Genomic DNA, 16,813 nt, shown 5'->3' with positions numbered 1-16,813 from the left:
CTTTTTAATCTATTTTGTTTCACGATGCTGGACATGTGAGTTGCAAGATTTGCAAAACTTCTTCATCTCTAAACGAATGTTGCTTTGCTCTGTACTTTTCATCGTTGTATAGTTGCGACTACCACATTCTACACATGCCATTACAACTTTTTTACGCATTTTGTTAGCCACCTATATAAGTGATAATGTCTATAAGAAAGTATCACACACTTTCTTCCTGTGTCAATACAGGCTACGTGGTAATTTCACGGATTTCTAAGTAGCGCTCTAGCTTACGTTTAACTCGCTGCAACGCATTATCGATTGATTTTACATGGCGGTTTAGATCTTCTGAGATTTCTTGGTAAGAGCGACCGTCTAAATACAATACGAGTACTTTTCTTTCTAAATCACTCAAAAGCTCTGCCATCTTTAATTCAATATCATCGAACTTTTCTCTATTAATCAAGAGTTCTTCTGGGTTCATGACCTTGGTTCCCGAAATAACATCTAGCAATGTTCGATCAGATTCCTCATCGTAAATAGGCTTGTCCAACGACACATAAGAATTTAGCGGAATATGCTTTTGTCTTGTAGCCGTTTTAATCGCTGTGATGATTTGCCTGGTAATACATAGTTCAGCAAACGCTTTAAATGAAGTAAGTTTATCTTCTCTAAAGTCACGAATAGCTTTATATAACCCTATCATGCCTTCTTGAATAATATCTTCTCTATCTGCCCCTATTAAAAAGTACGACCGTGCTTTAGCTCGAACAAAATTCTTGTACTTGTGAATCAAATACTCTAATGCATCAATGTCACCTTTATGCACAAGCTCGACAACTTCTTCATCTTCTTGTTGTTCGAAATGAGCATGAAGTTTTCTCCCATAGTTATCGCCCATATCGATCCCCCTGACCGCACAGTAGATAGAAATATTATACAGTAGCTAATTCTCCACCGTCAACAGCCTCACTTCTCGCCGCGTCTCCATTTTTCGAAAATTTCAGCAACTCCGTCAGGCAATTTAATCCTTGCCGCTGGCTTTTGCGTTTGAATGGACTTTACTTCAATTTTGATAAATCTTTCAATCTCTTGAATTTCATTATACAATTCCCGGGCGGATTTCCGTAATGCTCCTTGACCAAATATCGCCCACTGTTCAGTAAAATCTGATGTCGCAACATGGACCTGTGTCGCTACGTTATTTAAATCTTGAGCCAATTTTTCAATATACTCATCAGCTGTTTCATTTTCACGTGTAAAAACGACTTCAATTTTATAGTTATGAGCTTTCTTTTCAATTCCTTGAACCATATGTGCGTCAAATACCACAATGACGCGGTAGCCTGTATAAGCTTGGTACTCAGCAAGCTTTTCAATAAGCAAATCTCGGGCTCCCGCTAAATCATGGTCACGTAGATTTCGTAAGTTAGGCCATGCACCAATCATGTTATAACCATCTACTAATAAAATATCCATTTTATCTTCCTAATGGGTGACGTTTACGATACACTTCATACATCAATAAACTTGCTGCTACTGATGCATTTAAGGATGTTACGTGACCAACCATCGGAAGCCTTACTAAAAAGTCACACTTTTCTCGAACAAGGCGACTCATTCCTTTACCTTCACTTCCAATAACTAAAGCTAGTGGCATTGTACCATCTAAGTTTCGATAGTCATCGCTTTCTTTTGCATCTGTACCAGCTACCCATACTCCCCTTTCCTTTAATTCATCAATAGTGCGAGCTAAGTTCGTTACGCGAGCAACTGGAATATGTTCAATAGCTCCAGTTGATGATTTAGCTACAGTTGATGTCAACCCCACAGATCTGCGCTTTGGAATAATAATCCCGTGAGCACCAACTGCATCTGCTGTTCTCATAATTGAACCTAAGTTGTGCGGGTCTTCTAACTCATCTAGTACTAAAAAGAAAGGATCTTCATTTTTTTGTGCTGCTTTTTCAAACAGTTCATCAATTTCAGCATATGAATACGCCGCAACTAGAGCTAATACACCTTGATGCGTGCCTTGAACCATTTGTTCAATTTTCTTTTTAGGCACATACTGGACTAATACGCCGTTTCGTTTAGCAAATTTCACAATTTCTCCCATGGATCCCCCCTGAGAGCCCTCTGCAATCCATAACTTGTTAATTTCTCTTTCTGATTTTAATGCTTCTAATACGGCATTTCGTCCGATAATATAATCCTGCTGCTGCATATTAATTTCCTCCCTCTCCTTCAAAAATGAAAGAGATTGCTTTTGTAATAATTTCCTGAGAACGCTCATGGTTACCCAATAAGTAATGATAGCCAACTAACGCTTCAAACGCTGTGCTATAGCGGTACGTTTGTACATCCGTGTTTTTAGGAACTGTGCCTGATTTTGCATTACGTCCTCTTCTTAGCACCGCTAGCTCTTGATCATCTAAGAACTCAATTTCTTTAAAATGATAGACAATCTGAGCTTGAGCTTTAGCTGAAACATATTTTTTCGCTTTGTTATGAAGCTGGTTAGGGCGTACTGTCCCTAACCCAAGCAAATGTTTCCTTACATGCAAGTCGAATACTGCATCACCCATATAAGCTAATGCTAGGCTATTCAACTGCTTCACATCTAACTTTTTTTCAGTCATTAAACAATCATCCTCTTTTCCAACGCGTTCCTTGAGCCGTGTCCTCTAAAATAATATTCTTAGCTTTTAATTCATCGCGAATCTGATCAGCTAATTTAAAGTCACGGTTTTTACGAGCATCAATTCGCTGTTGAATGAGATTTTCAATTTCCTCATCTACTAATTCTTGAGCGTCAAATGTTAAGCCTAAAGCTCCACCTAATTGGTTAAATTCATTAATGAATGCTTCAATTACTTCTTTTGATGTTGTCTTTTCGAGTAGATATACATTTGCTTGCTTAGCCAGTTCGAATAGCACTGAAATAGCATTTGCTGTATTAAAGTCATCATCCATCTCTTTAATAAAACTGTTATGAAGCTCATCAATGTTAGTTAGCCATTCTGAATTACCGTCGTTTAAGTCTGTTGCTGCCTCTAAACGGTGCTTTAAGTTCACATAAGCTGTTTGTAAACGCTCATAGCCTTTTCGAGTATTTTCAAGGATTTCTTCGTTATAATTAATTGGGTGACGGTAATGTACTGATAGAATAAAGAATCTTAATAGTGATGGGTCGTGCTTTTGAATGATGTCGTGTACAAGTACAAAGTTTCCTAATGACTTCGACATTTTTTCGTTATCAATATTAATATAACCATTATGCAACCAATATTTCGCAAATGTCTTTCCCGTCAATGCTTCAGACTGTGCAATTTCGTTTTCATGATGAGGAAACGATAAGTCCTGACCGCCGGCATGAATGTCGATTGTATCTCCTAAGTATTTACGAGCCATCGCTGAGCACTCGATATGCCAACCTGGTCTTCCTTGCCCCCATGGACTATCCCATGCAATTTCACCATCTTTTGCCGCTTTCCATAACGTAAAGTCTAACGGATCTTCTTTCTTTTCTCCAACTTCAATACGAGCACCTGATTGCAGCTCATCAATTGATTGATGTGAAAGCTTTCCGTAACCTTCGAACTTTCTTGTGCGGTAATAAACGTCTCCATCTGACTCATATGCATAGCCTTTTTTAACTAGCTCATCAATAAAATCAATAATAATATCCATATTCTCTGTTACGCGAGGATGTATAGTCGCATGTTTGCAGCCAAGTGCTGTCGTATCCTCAAAATAAGCGTTAATAAATCGTTCTGCAATCGTTGGTACATCTTCACCCAGCTCTTTAGCTGCTCGAATTAGCTTGTCATCAACATCTGTGAAGTTTGACACATATTGTACTTCATACCCTCTAAACTCTAGATAGCGACGCACTGTATCGAATACAATGGCGGGTCTTGCATTTCCAATATGAATATAGTTATAAACAGTTGGACCACAGACATACATTTTAACCTTATTTTCCTCTAAAGGTGTAAACACTTCTTTTTGACGAGTTAATGTGTTATATAGCTTAATTGTCATGATAAATCTTCCCTTCTTTGAGCTGCTTGATTTCTTGTTGTAGTTCGCTTAATTGATGTTCAAGCTGCTTGAATCGCTCTGCATCTGGATCTGGTAAATCCTGATGATTTAAATCTTTAATACGAACTCCATTTTGAATGACGACTCGACCTGGTATTCCCACAACTGTTGAATTCTCAGGAACATCATTCAAGACAACCGACCCGGCACCAATTTTTGAGTTTTCGTTAATGGTAATGGACCCTAAAACTTTAGCACCCGTTGCAATAAGAACGTGGTCTTTAATCGTTGGATGACGTTTTCCTTTTTCTTTTCCCGTACCGCCTAAAGTTACTCCCTGATAAACTGTGACATTGTCTCCTATTTCGCAAGTCTCTCCAATTACGATTCCCATTCCGTGGTCAATAAAAAAGCGTCGTCCTATTTTTGCCCCCGGATGAATTTCAATTCCTGTAAAGAAGCGACTAACCTGTGAAATTACACGTGCTAAAAAGAACCATTTGCGTTTAAACAACGCGTGAGCTAAACGATGTGACCAAATAGCATGGAGCCCAGAATACGTTAAAATAACTTCGATGTAGCTCCTAGCAGCAGGATCTTGTTCAAATATCACCTCAATATCCTCTTTTAACATCTTTATCACCTTTTTCACCCCCCATTTTTTATAAAAAAAACGTCTCTGTGTCAACTGACACAGAGACGTTTCTTATACGCGGTTCCACTCTGCTTGAGTGCAGATACGCACTCCAACTCATCTCGTGTAACGGCGATACCCGCTCCTGCTTACTAACCTCAGTTTTCAACAGAAGTCTCTAAGGTGCATTTCAATAGGTATACGCATAGATTACTTTCAGCCGATGGTAATCCTCTCTAAAAAAGCGATAGCCTATTTACTTCTCCTTATCAACGATTTCAATATATATTAACTATATGGGTTTTAAACCAATTTGTTAACCAGAAACTTTTGCTAGACGAGCTAACACTGTTGCTTTACCAAGTAGCGAAATAGCTTTTGGTAATTCTGGTCCATGTGTTTCACCCGTTGTAGCTACACGAATTGGCATAAATAGCTTCTTACCTTTATGACCTGTTGCTTTTTGAACAGCTTTTGTTGCTGCTTTAATCTCTTCGGGACTAAAAGTCTCCATTGCTTCAATTTCCGTTGCAAAAGCTTGCAATACCTCTGGCACCTGCTCTTCTGCAAGTACAGCTTTCGCTTCTTCATTATACTCAATTTCTGTTTTGAAGAACATTTCTGTTAGCTCCACGATTTCTGCACCGTAGCTCATTTGTTCTTGATAAAGGGCAATTAGTTCTTTTACCCACTTCGTTTGTTCTTCCGTCATTTGTTCTTCTACACGTCCAGCTTTTACGAGATGAGGAAGAGATAGATCTACAACTTCATCTAAATCAAGCTGCTTCATGTATTGATTGTTCATCCAACGAAGTTTATTCGTGTCAAATAATGCTGGTGATTTAGATAAACGAGCAGGATCAAAGATTTCAATAAACTGCTCTTTTGAGAAGATTTCTTCTTCCCCTACAGGTGACCATCCAAGCATTGCAATAAAATTGAACAGAGCTTCAGGTAAGTAACCTAATTCTTTATACTGCTCGATAAATTGGATAATGGACTCGTCACGCTTACTTAGTTTGCGGCGACTTTCATTTACAATTAATGTCATATGTCCAAATACAGGCGGCTCCCAACCTAACGCATTATAAATCATAATTTGCTTTGGTGTATTTGAAATATGATCATCTCCACGTAAAACGTGCGTCATTTCCATTAGATGATCATCAATAGCTACAGCATAGTTATAAGTAGGCGTGCCATCTTTTTTCACGATAACATAGTCACCGATACCGTCGGATTCAAATGCTACTTCGCCTTTAACAATATCGTTGAACTTCACTACCGTACCCGTTGGAACTCGGAAGCGGATGCTTGGCTTGCGACCTTCTGCTGCTAATTCTTTTTGCTGCTCTTCTGTTAAGTTACGGCATTTGCCTGAGTAGCGTGGCATTTGACCATTTTCAGTCTGTTCTTCACGTTCTTTTTCTAATTCTTCTTCTGTACAGTAGCAATAGTAAGCTGCACCTTTTTCTAATAGTTCGTCCGTATATTTTTGGTAAATTTCTGTACGTTCGGATTGACGATACGGGCCGTATTCTCCACCGATATCAATACTTTCATCCCAATCAATGCCTAACCACTTTAGATAGCGAAGCTGGCTTTCTTCTCCACCTTCAATGTTACGCTTTTGATCTGTATCTTCAATACGAATAATGAACTTACCGTTTTGATTGCGAGCAAATAAATAATTAAATAAAGCTGTTCGTGCGTTTCCGATATGAAGGTGCCCAGTTGGACTCGGTGCATAGCGAACGCGTACTTCTTTTGACATAAGTAGGATAACCTCCAGTTTATTTTACGTAAGTATGTAATTTATTATTTTTCGACATTATTAATTTTATCACCAAATGTAATTCTGTTAAAGACTCTGGGTTATTTTTGATATACTAACACCGCGGCTTGTGAAGCAATTCCTTCTTCACGACCAGTAAAGCCTAATTTTTCTGTCGTCGTTGCTTTAACATTAATCTGTGACACTTCAGCTTCTAATAGTTCGGCAATACGCTCTCGAATTGGCTGGATGTACGGTGCCATCTTAGGTTTCTGTGCAATAATTGTACAATCTACATTGCTGAGCGCATAACCTTCTGCTTTCACTAGCTTCCACACATGTTGTAAAAGCTTAGCTGAATCTGCATCTTTAAACTCTGGATCCGTGTCTGGAAAATGCTTTCCAATATCCCCTTGAGCTATTGCTCCTAACAGTGCATCGGCAATCGTATGCAGAAGTACATCAGCATCAGAATGTCCCAGTAATCCTCTCTCATATGGGATTTCAATCCCTCCAATGATTAATGGACGTCCCGTTGCAAATTGATGAACGTCAAATCCTTGTCCAACACGTATATTCATTTCCTTCACCTCTTAGTTGTTTTGTTCCAACTTTGTTAAAATAGCTTCTGCATAAATTAAGTCTTCTGGTGTTGTTAATTTTATATTATCGTAGTCTCCTTGTACAATTGCTACTTCCTGACCTAGCTGTTCCACTAAGCTTGCATCATCTGTTCCTAGATAACCGTTTTCTTTTGCTACGTTATGAGCTCTTTGAATGGTAGACGAAAGAAAAGCTTGTGGGGTTTGAATAGACCACAAGCTAGAGCGTTCAATCGTTTCCACTACGATGTTGTTTTCTACTTTCTTAATCGTCTCTTTAACAGGAACGCCTAAAGTTGCCGCTTCTTTAACTGCCGCTTCTTCTACAAGTTTGTGGATATGGTGATGCTTCACAAATGGTCTAGCACCATCATGTATAAGAACCACATTAGACAGCTTAATGGCTTTCAACCCATTATACACGCTATGTTGGCGCTCTTGACCACCCGACACCACTGCCGTAACTTTACGCATCGGATATTGCTCTAAAAGTGATGTAATATCCTCTAGTTCTTGATCATTAATAACTAAAATAATGCTATTACATGTATGATCAGTTTCAAATATATTTAGTGTATGAACAAGAAGAGGTACATTTCGAATTAATAGAAATTGCTTATTTCGCCCTGCTTTCATTCGCTTACCTTGTCCTGCTGCTAAAACAATTACATCGTATTGCATGTTCCTTCTCCCTTATAGCTGAAAATTAGAGGGCTTTTTCTAAGAGCTTAGGCCTAGCAAAAATCATTCGACCAGCTGATGTTTGAAGTACGCTTGTCACAAGTACATCGATTTGCTTACCGATATAGTTTCGGCCTTCTTCTACAACAATCATTGTACCATCGTCTAAGTAGGCAATACCTTGATTGTGTTCCTTACCGTCTTTAATGACAAGTACATTCATTTCTTCTCCTGGTAAAACAATTGGTTTGACTGCGTTTGCTAAGTCATTAATATTTAAAACCCCTACATTTTGCAGTTCGCATACTTTATTTAAATTAAAATCATTTGTCACGACGAGACCCGAAGTAACTTTTGCCAACTTTACAAGTTTACTATCTACTTCTTGAATATCTTCAAAATCACCTTCGTAAATCTCTACCTTCATAGACAATTCCTTTTGAATTCGATTTAAGATATCAAGACCTCGACGACCTCTATTGCGCTTTAAAACATCTGATGAGTCTGCGATATGCTGAAGCTCTTCTAACACAAATCGAGGAATGACAATGGTTCCATCTAAAAAACCAGTTTGACATATATCTGCAATGCGTCCATCGATAATAACGCTTGTATCTAAAATTTTTAAAGACTGCAAGGATTGATTATTCTCTTGCTCTTCTTCCGAACCTTTTTTCTTACCAATACGAGTAGGTATCGAAAAAACATTGACCAACTCATCTCTCTTTTTAAACCCTACTTGAAAGCCTAAGTAACCTAATAAAATACTTAAAAAGATTGGTAAAACTGTACTAACTACCTGCAGCTGAATTTTCCAAAGGAACGTACCAACTAAATAGGCAACAATTAACCCTAATATTAAGCCTAAACTCCCAAATAAAACATCTGTTACCGGTGCCTTTACAAGAGACTCTTCGATGCGGCGAATAAAGCCTACAACATAATCTACTAACCAGAATGTTATGACAAAAAAGAGAATTGCACCTAAAGGGGCGTGAATGTATGACTTGTCTAATAATGCAATATCTTTTAGACTTAATAATTCAATAAGTTCTGGGATAAGAAAGATTCCTAATGTACCACCTGTTATGATAAAAAACAATTGAACAAAACGTTTTAACACGCCATCACCTCCTTTTATCATTATAAACAGTTTACAATGATTGAAACCTTTTATTTAATTGAAAACATAATTTGTAAACAAAATGTCCCTCTATTAGTATTTTCACAATATCCTAACCAAGATTAAAAAGTCAATTAATATCCTAGAGCTGACGGTTTAGCAAGTGTTGTTCCTTCAGTCGCTTTAGTCCTTGTTGAATTTTACGAGCACGTATTTCACCGATACCCTCTACTTCATCAAGCTCCTGAACAGTTGCATCTGTAATAGCCTTGAGGTCGCCTAATTCTTCAATTAAGTTCTCGATAATAATAGACGGTAGTCGCGGAATTTTATGAAGCATTCGATATCCTCTCGGAACAACTCCCTCTTCAAAGCTCGTATAAATTGGATAACCCATTAGCCGTAAGAGAGTTTGGTCATCTAGCAATACATTATTAGATGGCTGTTGCATCTTTTCAATTACTTTTGTTGGCTCTACGCTTGTATCATACATATAATCTTTCATTAACAAAATTGCTTCTTCTTCTAAGTGAGACAACAATTCATTCATCTGCAGACGAATTAATCGCCCTTCTGTTCCTAACTCACTAATATAACTTAAAATTTCGTTTTTAATTCGCAATACCATCTCAATGCGATGCAAAGATTGTAACACGTCTGTATGAGTTACTTGTTCTTCAAACTCTAAAGCACTTAGGCTATTGATGGAATCATCTAAAACTGCTTTATATTTCTCCAACGTGCCAAGCGCTTGGTTCGCTTTTGCTAAAATAACGCTAATGTCTTTTAATACATATTGAGAAGAGTCTTTATACAGCGTAATAACATTTCGACGCTGTGAAATAGCAATAACCAGTACTCCTGATTGCTTGGCAACCCGCTCTGCTGTACGATGTCGCATACCGGTTTGCGAAGAAGGAGTAGATGGATCCGGCATTAATTGAGCATTTGCAAATAAAATTTTACTACCACTGTCATTTAAGATAAGCGCTCCATCCATTTTAGCCAACTCATATAAGTGAGCTGGTGTAAATGCACAATTAATTGAAAACCCTCCATCTACCATCTTTTTCACTTGATCATTGTACCCGATTACAATTAACCCGCCGGTCTTAGCTCTTAATACATTTTCAATACCATCGCGAAAAGGGGTTCCAGGAGCCACAAATTCTAGAATATCAGAGATTTGCTTTTGCTCTGTTATCTTTTCATCATTCATTCTTTTTAACCTCCTAATGTGTACTGTAACGCTTCTGACACAGTGGACACCCCTACTACGTCAATGCCTTCTGGTATTTTCCAACCACCTAAGTTTTTTTCAGGAACAATGATTCGCTTAAATCCTAATTTCACAGCTTCTTGCACTCGTTGTTCAATGCGAGACACTCTTCGAACCTCACCTGTTAATCCAACTTCTCCTACTACTACGTCTGTAGGGTTTGAAGGTGCATCTTTAAAGCTCGATGCAATGCTAACCGCAACCGCCAAATCAATAGCTGGCTCATCTAACTTTACCCCACCTGCTACTTTTAAGTACGCATCTTGATTTTGCAACAGTAATCCTACTCGCTTTTCTAACACTGCCATAATAAGCGAGACACGGTTATGATCAAGTCCTGTAGACATTCTTCTAGGATTTCCAAAGCTTGTTGGGCTAATAAGTGCTTGTAACTCTACCAATACGGGACGAGTACCCTCCATCGAAGCCACAACGACAGAACCAGCTGCACCTTGAGATCGTTCTTCTAAAAAGATTTCAGATGGGTTGAGCACTTCCTCTAGACCACTTTCCTTCATTTCAAAAATACCCATTTCGTTTGTTGAACCAAAGCGGTTTTTTACTGCTCTTAAAATCCGGTACGTATGGTGGCGTTCTCCTTCAAAATACAAAACACTGTCTACCATATGTTCAAGTAACCTTGGACCTGCAATAGACCCTTCTTTGGTAACATGACCTACAATAAAAATAGCTATGCCGTTTGTTTTTGCAATTCGCATTAACTCTGCTGTACACTCGCGTACTTGAGAAACACTTCCGGGCGCTGATGTAACGTCACCGTGATAAATTGTTTGAATTGAATCAATGATAACAAGTTCTGGATTCATACTTGAGATAGCTTCTGTGATTGACTCTAAGTTTGTTTCTGCATGCACATACAAATCTTCCGCTTTAATACCTAAGCGATCTGCTCTTAGCTTTGTTTGCTTTGTTGATTCCTCACCAGATATATAAAGCACCTTATGCTTGTTCATAGCTAACTGAGCTGAAGTTTGTAGCAACAAAGTTGATTTACCAATACCAGGATCTCCCCCAATTAAGACTAGTGATCCTCTAACAATCCCTCCACCTAAAACACGGTTTAGCTCGGGTGACTTTGTATATATCCTTGGTTCAGTCGTTGATTCAATATTCGTAATGGATTGAGGCTTTTGCACCTTTGTAGAGGTTGCGCCAGAAAAAGCTCCTCCTCGCCTTGAAGACTTTGTCTCTTCAATTTCTTCCACCATTGAATTCCAACTGCCACAGCCAGGACACTTTCCCATCCATTTAGCCGATTCATACCCACAATGTTGACATGAAAACTTTGTTTTTCTTTTACTCATTATTTAGTATAATCTCCTCGTTCTTTATAAAAGTCCTTGATGCTATTGTACACTATCTTTACATTGTAAATAAAAAATGGAGGCATACGTATTTTGTCGTATGCCCCACATGTTCTTAATTCTTTAGCTAATACTGCTCGGTGAAGATGACTTGACTGTAAAGTTTTCACCTTCTACATCTAACGTTACCTTTTGACCTTTTTGAATGACGCCTCTTAATAACTCCTCAGATAAACGATCCTCAACATGCTTTTGGATTGCTCGACGTAGAGGACGCGCCCCATACTCTGGGTCAAACCCTTCTTCTGCAATCTTATCAATTGCTGCCTTTGTTAATTCCAATTCAATTTCTTGTTCTTTTAAGCGTCTAGTTAATTGATCAGCCATTAGCTTTACAATTTCAGCTAGATGCGGTTTCTCTAACGAATGGAACACAATAATCTCATCAATACGGTTTAGGAACTCTGGACGGAAAGCACGCTTCATCTCACTCATAACTTTCCCTTTCATATCCTTATAATCCTGACCCTCTGTTTCAACCGTAAATCCAAGATGCTTGTTACGTTTTAACGTATCTGCACCAACATTTGAAGTCATGATTAGAATTGTGTTTCTGAAATCTACAGTGCGACCTTTTGAATCAGTTAAGCGTCCGTCTTCTAAAACTTGTAATAAAATGTTAAATACATCCGGATGCGCTTTTTCAATTTCATCTAGTAATACAACAGAGTATGGCTTTCTTCTAACTTTCTCCGTCAACTGACCACCCTCATCATATCCAACGTAGCCTGGAGGAGAACCTACTAAGCGAGAAGTCGAGTGTTTTTCCATATACTCTGACATATCAATACGAATCATCGCATCTTCGTCACCAAACATTGATTCAGCTAAAGCACGAGCAAGCTCTGTTTTACCTACACCAGTTGGTCCCAAGAAAATAAATGAGCCTATTGGACGTTTTGGATCTTTCAAGCCTGCTCTTGCGCGACGAACAGCTTTTGCCACTGCTTTTACAGCTTCTTCTTGGCCAATGACACGAGAGTGTAAAATCTCTTCCATGTTTAGTAAACGCTCTGATTCTTCCTGAGCCAATTTCGAAACCGGCACTCCAGTCCAGCTAGATACAACCATCGCGATGTCTTCTACTGTAACAGCTGAATTCTCTTTACCTTGCTCTTGTTTCCAAGCTTTTTTAGTTTCTTCTAATTCTTCTCTTAAGCGTTGTTCTGTATCACGTAATGATGCAGCCTTTTCAAACTCCTGACTTTGGACAGAAGCATCTTTTTCATTTCGGATTGACTCTAGCTTCTGCTCTAACTCTTTCAAATTAGGCGGCGTCGTAAATGAACGTAAGCGAACTTTTGAACCAGCTTCATCAATTAAATCAATTGCTTTATCTGGTAAAAAGCGATCTGAGATATAACGGTCAGATAATTTTACTGCTTGTTCAATAGCTTCATCAGAAATTGATACGCGGTGATGAGCTTCATAACGATCTCTTAAGCCTTTTAAAATTTGGATAGATTCGTCTAGGGTTGGCTCATCAACTTGAATTGGCTGGAAACGACGCTCTAAAGCTGCATCTTTTTCAATATATTTTCGGTATTCATCTAAAGTAGTAGCACCAATACATTGTAATTCACCGCGTGCTAAGGATGGTTTTAGAATGTTTGAAGCATCAATTGCCCCTTCTGCACCACCAGCACCGATTAATGTATGCAGCTCATCAATAAATAGAATGATATTACCGGCTTGACGAATTTCATCCATTACTTTTTTCAAACGATCTTCAAATTCACCACGATATTTTGTTCCAGCAACTACGGTTCCCATATCTAGGGTCATAACGCGCTTATCTCGAAGAATCTCCGGCACTTCGTTGTTAACAATTTGCTGTGCTAATCCCTCTGCGATTGCTGTTTTACCTACACCTGGTTCACCGATAAGAACTGGGTTATTCTTTGTACGACGACTCAACACTTCAATAACACGCTGAATTTCCTTGCTACGCCCAATAACTGGATCTAGACTTCCTTCACGTGCTACCACTGTTAAATCCCGAGCTAAACTATCAAGGGTTGGTGTATTTGCATTCGAAGTTCCACCACCTTGATGACTAGAAGCAGCTTCGTTACTACCTAACAGGTGCAATACTTGTTGACGAGCTTTATTTAAGCTCACTCCTAAATTATTAAGTACACGAGCAGCTACGCCTTCACCTTCACGAATTAATCCAAGTAAAATATGCTCAGTTCCCACATACGAATGACCTAATTTTCTTGCTTCATCCATTGAAAGTTCAATTACTTTTTTAGCGCGAGGTGTATAATGAATCGTTTGAGTTAACTCTTGACCTCTTCCAATAAGAGCTTCGACTTCTTTTTGAATTTTTTCTGTGCTTAACCCTAATGCAGATAATGCTTTTGCAGCAATACCGTCACCTTCACGTACAATACCTAATAAAATATGTTCAGTTCCAATATTGTTATGTCCAAGTCGTAAAGCTTCTTCTTGTGCTAACGCTAATACTTTTTGTGCACGCTCTGTAAATCTTCCAAACATCATACGGCTGTCACCCTCCACGTTTAATCTATATTTTTAATATTACTAAGGCGATCTCTAATTAAGGTAGCTCTTTTAATATCTCGTTCATGGGCATCTAACGCAGAGCCTGAATACTGTTGTAAAAAGCCTGGCTGCGTCATAATAATGAGTTCATTCAAAATATTTTTGGATATGTTTGTAATATAACCTAAGTCAATCCCTAATCGAACATCTGACAAGCACTGAGACGCTTCTTTAGATTCAATTATGCGACTATGAGCTAATACTCCATATGAGCGATGAACGCGATCTTCTAACTCCAAATGAGAGGTTTTAAGTAATGCATCTCTGGCAGATCTTTCTTGAGCAATTAATTGTGTTACAACACTATTCAAGTCTGATACAATATCAGCTTCAGATTTTCCTAACGTAATTTGGTTAGAAACTTGAAAGATATTACCTAATGCTTCGCTACCCTCTCCGTAAATTCCTCTTACAACTAAACCTAATTGATTAATTGCAGGAATAATTCGATGAATTTGACGAGTCATAACCAATGCAGGTACATGCATCATAACCGAGGCACGAAGCCCTGTACCAACATTCGTTGGGCAACTCGTTAAATAGCCTCTTTGTTCATCAAAAGCGTAGTCCACGCGATTTTCAATCCAATTATCTACTTCATTAGCTCGTTCTAATGCTTCGGATAATTGAAGACCTGGAAATAAACATTGTATGCGTAAATGATCTTCTTCATTAACCATAATACTTAAATCTTCTTGCTTTGATAAATAACAAGCCCCTGAATTAGATTCAGATAATTGAGGACTGATTAAATGCTTCTCCACCAGTACTCGTTTCTCCAGTGGCTTTAACTCACTCATTTTTAGAGAAGATAATTCACACTCTTCCATTTTCCTTATTTCTTCAAACACTTGATCAAAATTGTTTACAATTTCATCAGCTTTTTCTTTTACTAACATTGTAGGAAAAAGAAAATTTGTTAAATTTCTAGCTAGACGAATTCTGCTGCTTAGTACAATATCAGAGTCCGGTGCTTCTTGTTTCATCCAAGAGCTTACGGGATTTGTGAAGAATAGTTCAGACATACGGCTATATCTCCTTTCCCGTAGAGTTATTGATTTTTTTCTCTAATAAGCGAATTTCATCTCGAAGCTCTGCAGCTTTTTCGAATTCTTCTTTTTCAATATACTCCTTTAAATTCAATCTCAGAGCCTGTAATTCCTTTTTTAAATGAAGATTACTTCCAATTCTCTTTGGAATTTTACCATGATGTAAATAATTCCCCCCATGTAACCTCTTCAAAAACGGAACAAGTGGTTGTTCAAAGGTTTCATAGCAGTTTGAACAGCCAAACCGACCAACTTTAGAAAATTGATGATACGTCATTCCGCATGTAGGGCAACGTAGTGGTTCATTTTTAATTGTATTCGGACCTGTAGCAGAAGGTTCAAAATTTAATAGTCCTGCTAATAGACTATTAATTGAAAAGCCTTGCTGAGATGATATAGAAAATACATCCCCACTCTCTGCAGCGCATTGTTCGCAAAGGTGTGCTTCTGTCTTATTCCCATTCACTACATTCGTAAAATGAAGTGTTGCAGGTCGAATCTCACATTGCTGACAAATCATGCAACCATCTCTCCCTGTCTACATAAAATCAATTCAATTAGCGATACCTTAATGAATTCAACATAGCTTTTAGTAATTTCGCTCGAAGTTCATCACGATATGGTAGCTCAAGGTCAATAACAGATCGATGAATAACGCTAAGCATTATCTTAGCTTCTCGCTCCGTAATGACTTTTTCTCCAACTAACCTGAAAATGACGCTTTCAGCATATGACTGTGAAATTTGAGATTCGATAAGATCGATGACTTGTTGAAATAAATGAGAAGCATTATGAGTTCGGACTTTAGAAATTCTGATAAAGCCACCTCCACCTCTCTTACTTTCAACCACATAACCTCTTTCAATCGTAAAGCGCGTATTAATAACGTAATTGATTTGAGATGGAACACATTGAAACTTATCTGCAATTTCGCTACGTTTAATCTCAACAATTTCTCTGTCACTTAATTCGAGCACTTCTTTTAAATACTGTTCAATGATGTCAGAGATATTTGGCACGTTGCACCCTCCTTCTGACTTTGACTATATTTGACCTTATTAAATTAAATATAAAAGGAAATGAAAAAAATTTCAACTATGTAGTTTGATAAGTTTTGCCTTACTTTTATGATTTCCACTAAAATAAGGTTCAAAACGTCATTTATTGAAATTAATGAGAAATAAAAAAAGGACTAGCTATAAGCTAATCCTTTTAAATAATATGCCTGGCAACGTCCTACTCTCACAGGGACAAAGTCCCAACTACCATCGGCGCTAGAGAACTTAACTTCCGTGTTCGGCATGGGAACGGGTGTGACCTCTCTGCTATCGCCACCAGACATGATTTGAGATTATTCTCTCAAAACTAGATAACATTTTACTGAGTACTAAGTTTACTGTCTAGCTATGGCTCCTAATTAGTCGCCTTCGCTTTTCTAATTTGGTTAAGTCCTCGATCGATTAGTATCAGTCAGCTACACACGTCGCCGTGCTTCCACCTCTGACCTATCAACCTGATCATCTTTCAGGGATCTTACTAGCTTGCGCTATGGGAAATCTCATCTTGAGGGGGGCTTCATGCTTAGATGCTTTCAGCACTTATCCCGTCCACACATAGCTACCCAGCGATGCCTTTGGCAAGACAACTGGTACACCAGCGGTGTGTCCATCCCGGTCCTCTCGTACTAAG

General features: G+C 38.3%; 17 protein-coding genes, 2 rRNA genes and 1 other annotated feature. All 19 genes read right to left on the bottom strand.

The window, feature by feature from the left end; all coding sequences use genetic code 11:
* Nucleotides 1–9: 9 nt before the first annotated feature.
* Nucleotides 10–159, bottom strand: coding sequence for a 50S ribosomal protein L33 (rpmG, locus tag A2U94_RS09875; protein ID WP_025909711.1), 150 nt, complete (start codon nucleotides 157–159; stop codon nucleotides 10–12).
* A 73-nt stretch (nucleotides 160–232) separates the two neighbouring features.
* Nucleotides 233–883, bottom strand: a complete 651-nt coding sequence (gene sigH, locus A2U94_RS09870; RefSeq protein ID WP_025909710.1) for an RNA polymerase sporulation sigma factor SigH — start codon at nucleotides 881–883, stop codon at nucleotides 233–235.
* Between the two features lie 68 nt (nucleotides 884–951).
* Complete coding sequence (locus A2U94_RS09865; protein WP_025909709.1) at nucleotides 952–1,461, bottom strand: NYN domain-containing protein; 510 nt, start codon at nucleotides 1,459–1,461, stop codon at nucleotides 952–954.
* A gap of 1 nt (nucleotide 1,462) precedes the next feature.
* The gene (rlmB, locus tag A2U94_RS09860) at nucleotides 1,463–2,209 is read right to left on the bottom strand and encodes a 23S rRNA (guanosine(2251)-2'-O)-methyltransferase RlmB (RefSeq protein WP_025909708.1); all 747 of its coding nucleotides are present in this window, start codon (nucleotides 2,207–2,209) and stop codon (nucleotides 1,463–1,465) included.
* A 1-nt stretch (nucleotide 2,210) separates the two neighbouring features.
* On the bottom strand, nucleotides 2,211–2,624 hold the full coding sequence (locus A2U94_RS09855; protein WP_025909707.1) for a Mini-ribonuclease 3: 414 nt from the start codon (nucleotides 2,622–2,624) through the stop codon (nucleotides 2,211–2,213).
* 7 nt (nucleotides 2,625–2,631) lie between these two features.
* Nucleotides 2,632–4,029: a cysteine--tRNA ligase gene (gene cysS, locus A2U94_RS09850; RefSeq protein ID WP_025909706.1), complete on the bottom strand. Its 1,398-nt coding sequence runs from the start codon at nucleotides 4,027–4,029 to the stop codon at nucleotides 2,632–2,634.
* Nucleotides 4,019–4,663, bottom strand: a complete 645-nt coding sequence (gene cysE, locus A2U94_RS09845; protein ID WP_169799834.1) for a serine O-acetyltransferase — start codon at nucleotides 4,661–4,663, stop codon at nucleotides 4,019–4,021. The genes cysS and cysE overlap by 11 nt, the downstream gene beginning before the upstream one ends.
* A gap of 58 nt (nucleotides 4,664–4,721) precedes the next feature.
* Nucleotides 4,722–4,945, bottom strand: a binding site (T-box leader).
* A gap of 34 nt (nucleotides 4,946–4,979) precedes the next feature.
* Nucleotides 4,980–6,437, bottom strand: coding sequence for a glutamate--tRNA ligase (gene gltX / locus A2U94_RS09840; protein WP_025909704.1), 1,458 nt, complete (start codon nucleotides 6,435–6,437; stop codon nucleotides 4,980–4,982).
* A 101-nt stretch (nucleotides 6,438–6,538) separates the two neighbouring features.
* Nucleotides 6,539–7,018, bottom strand: a complete 480-nt coding sequence (gene ispF, locus A2U94_RS09835; protein ID WP_025909703.1) for a 2-C-methyl-D-erythritol 2,4-cyclodiphosphate synthase — start codon at nucleotides 7,016–7,018, stop codon at nucleotides 6,539–6,541.
* Nucleotides 7,019–7,030: 12 nt separating this feature from the next.
* On the bottom strand, nucleotides 7,031–7,720 hold the full coding sequence (gene ispD, locus A2U94_RS09830) for a 2-C-methyl-D-erythritol 4-phosphate cytidylyltransferase (protein ID WP_025909702.1): 690 nt from the start codon (nucleotides 7,718–7,720) through the stop codon (nucleotides 7,031–7,033).
* Nucleotides 7,721–7,745: 25 nt separating this feature from the next.
* Entirely contained in the window at nucleotides 7,746–8,843 is a 1,098-nt protein-coding gene (locus A2U94_RS09825; protein WP_025909701.1) for a PIN/TRAM domain-containing protein, read from the bottom strand.
* Between the two features lie 142 nt (nucleotides 8,844–8,985).
* On the bottom strand, nucleotides 8,986–10,062 hold the full coding sequence (gene disA / locus A2U94_RS09820) for a DNA integrity scanning diadenylate cyclase DisA (protein ID WP_025909700.1): 1,077 nt from the start codon (nucleotides 10,060–10,062) through the stop codon (nucleotides 8,986–8,988).
* A gap of 5 nt (nucleotides 10,063–10,067) precedes the next feature.
* Nucleotides 10,068–11,447 carry a DNA repair protein RadA gene (gene radA / locus A2U94_RS09815; protein WP_025909699.1) on the bottom strand — a complete coding sequence of 460 codons (1,380 nt, stop codon included), beginning with the start codon at nucleotides 11,445–11,447 and terminating at the stop codon, nucleotides 10,068–10,070.
* A 123-nt stretch (nucleotides 11,448–11,570) separates the two neighbouring features.
* Nucleotides 11,571–14,012: an ATP-dependent protease ATP-binding subunit ClpC gene (clpC, locus tag A2U94_RS09810; RefSeq protein WP_025909698.1), complete on the bottom strand. Its 2,442-nt coding sequence runs from the start codon at nucleotides 14,010–14,012 to the stop codon at nucleotides 11,571–11,573.
* 20 nt (nucleotides 14,013–14,032) lie between these two features.
* Entirely contained in the window at nucleotides 14,033–15,100 is a 1,068-nt protein-coding gene (gene mcsB, locus A2U94_RS09805) for a protein-arginine kinase McsB (protein ID WP_025909697.1), read from the bottom strand.
* Nucleotides 15,101–15,104: 4 nt separating this feature from the next.
* On the bottom strand, nucleotides 15,105–15,644 hold the full coding sequence (mcsA, locus tag A2U94_RS09800) for a protein-arginine kinase activator protein McsA (protein WP_025909696.1): 540 nt from the start codon (nucleotides 15,642–15,644) through the stop codon (nucleotides 15,105–15,107).
* Between the two features lie 37 nt (nucleotides 15,645–15,681).
* Nucleotides 15,682–16,143, bottom strand: coding sequence for a CtsR family transcriptional regulator (locus tag A2U94_RS09795; protein ID WP_025909695.1), 462 nt, complete (start codon nucleotides 16,141–16,143; stop codon nucleotides 15,682–15,684).
* Nucleotides 16,144–16,347: 204 nt separating this feature from the next.
* A 5S ribosomal RNA gene (gene rrf / locus A2U94_RS09790) occupies nucleotides 16,348–16,463 on the bottom strand.
* A gap of 101 nt (nucleotides 16,464–16,564) precedes the next feature.
* Nucleotides 16,565–16,813, bottom strand: a 23S ribosomal RNA gene (locus A2U94_RS09785); the annotation flags it as partial.

Origin of the sequence: Bacillus sp. VT 712, assembly GCF_001614195.1 — a bacterium.
Taxonomy (GTDB): domain Bacteria; phylum Bacillota; class Bacilli; order Bacillales; family Bacillaceae_H; genus Priestia; species Priestia flexa.
Note: the sequence above shows the minus strand (reverse complement) of the source record. Positions and strands in the feature narration are given on the sequence as shown.

Coding starts and splice junctions, on each gene's coding strand:
- gltX (WP_025909704.1), bottom strand. CDS start 6,437: ATGTCAAAAGAAGTACGCGTTCGCTATGCACCGAGTCCAACTGGGCAC.
- rlmB (WP_025909708.1), bottom strand. CDS start 2,209: ATGCAGCAGCAGGATTATATTATCGGACGAAATGCCGTATTAGAAGCA.
- cysE (WP_169799834.1), bottom strand. CDS start 4,663: ATGTTAAAAGAGGATATTGAGGTGATATTTGAACAAGATCCTGCTGCT.
- sigH (WP_025909710.1), bottom strand. CDS start 883: ATGGGCGATAACTATGGGAGAAAACTTCATGCTCATTTCGAACAACAA.
- disA (WP_025909700.1), bottom strand. CDS start 10,062: ATGAATGATGAAAAGATAACAGAGCAAAAGCAAATCTCTGATATTCTA.
- ispD (WP_025909702.1), bottom strand. CDS start 7,720: ATGCAATACGATGTAATTGTTTTAGCAGCAGGACAAGGTAAGCGAATG.
- cysS (WP_025909706.1), bottom strand. CDS start 4,029: ATGACAATTAAGCTATATAACACATTAACTCGTCAAAAAGAAGTGTTT.
- ispF (WP_025909703.1), bottom strand. CDS start 7,018: ATGAATATACGTGTTGGACAAGGATTTGACGTTCATCAATTTGCAACG.
- mcsA (WP_025909696.1), bottom strand. CDS start 15,644: ATGATTTGTCAGCAATGTGAGATTCGACCTGCAACACTTCATTTTACG.
- radA (WP_025909699.1), bottom strand. CDS start 11,447: ATGAGTAAAAGAAAAACAAAGTTTTCATGTCAACATTGTGGGTATGAA.
- A2U94_RS09865 (WP_025909709.1), bottom strand. CDS start 1,461: ATGGATATTTTATTAGTAGATGGTTATAACATGATTGGTGCATGGCCT.
- clpC (WP_025909698.1), bottom strand. CDS start 14,012: ATGATGTTTGGAAGATTTACAGAGCGTGCACAAAAAGTATTAGCGTTA.
- rpmG (WP_025909711.1), bottom strand. CDS start 159: ATGCGTAAAAAAGTTGTAATGGCATGTGTAGAATGTGGTAGTCGCAAC.
- A2U94_RS09855 (WP_025909707.1), bottom strand. CDS start 2,624: ATGACTGAAAAAAAGTTAGATGTGAAGCAGTTGAATAGCCTAGCATTA.
- mcsB (WP_025909697.1), bottom strand. CDS start 15,100: ATGTCTGAACTATTCTTCACAAATCCCGTAAGCTCTTGGATGAAACAA.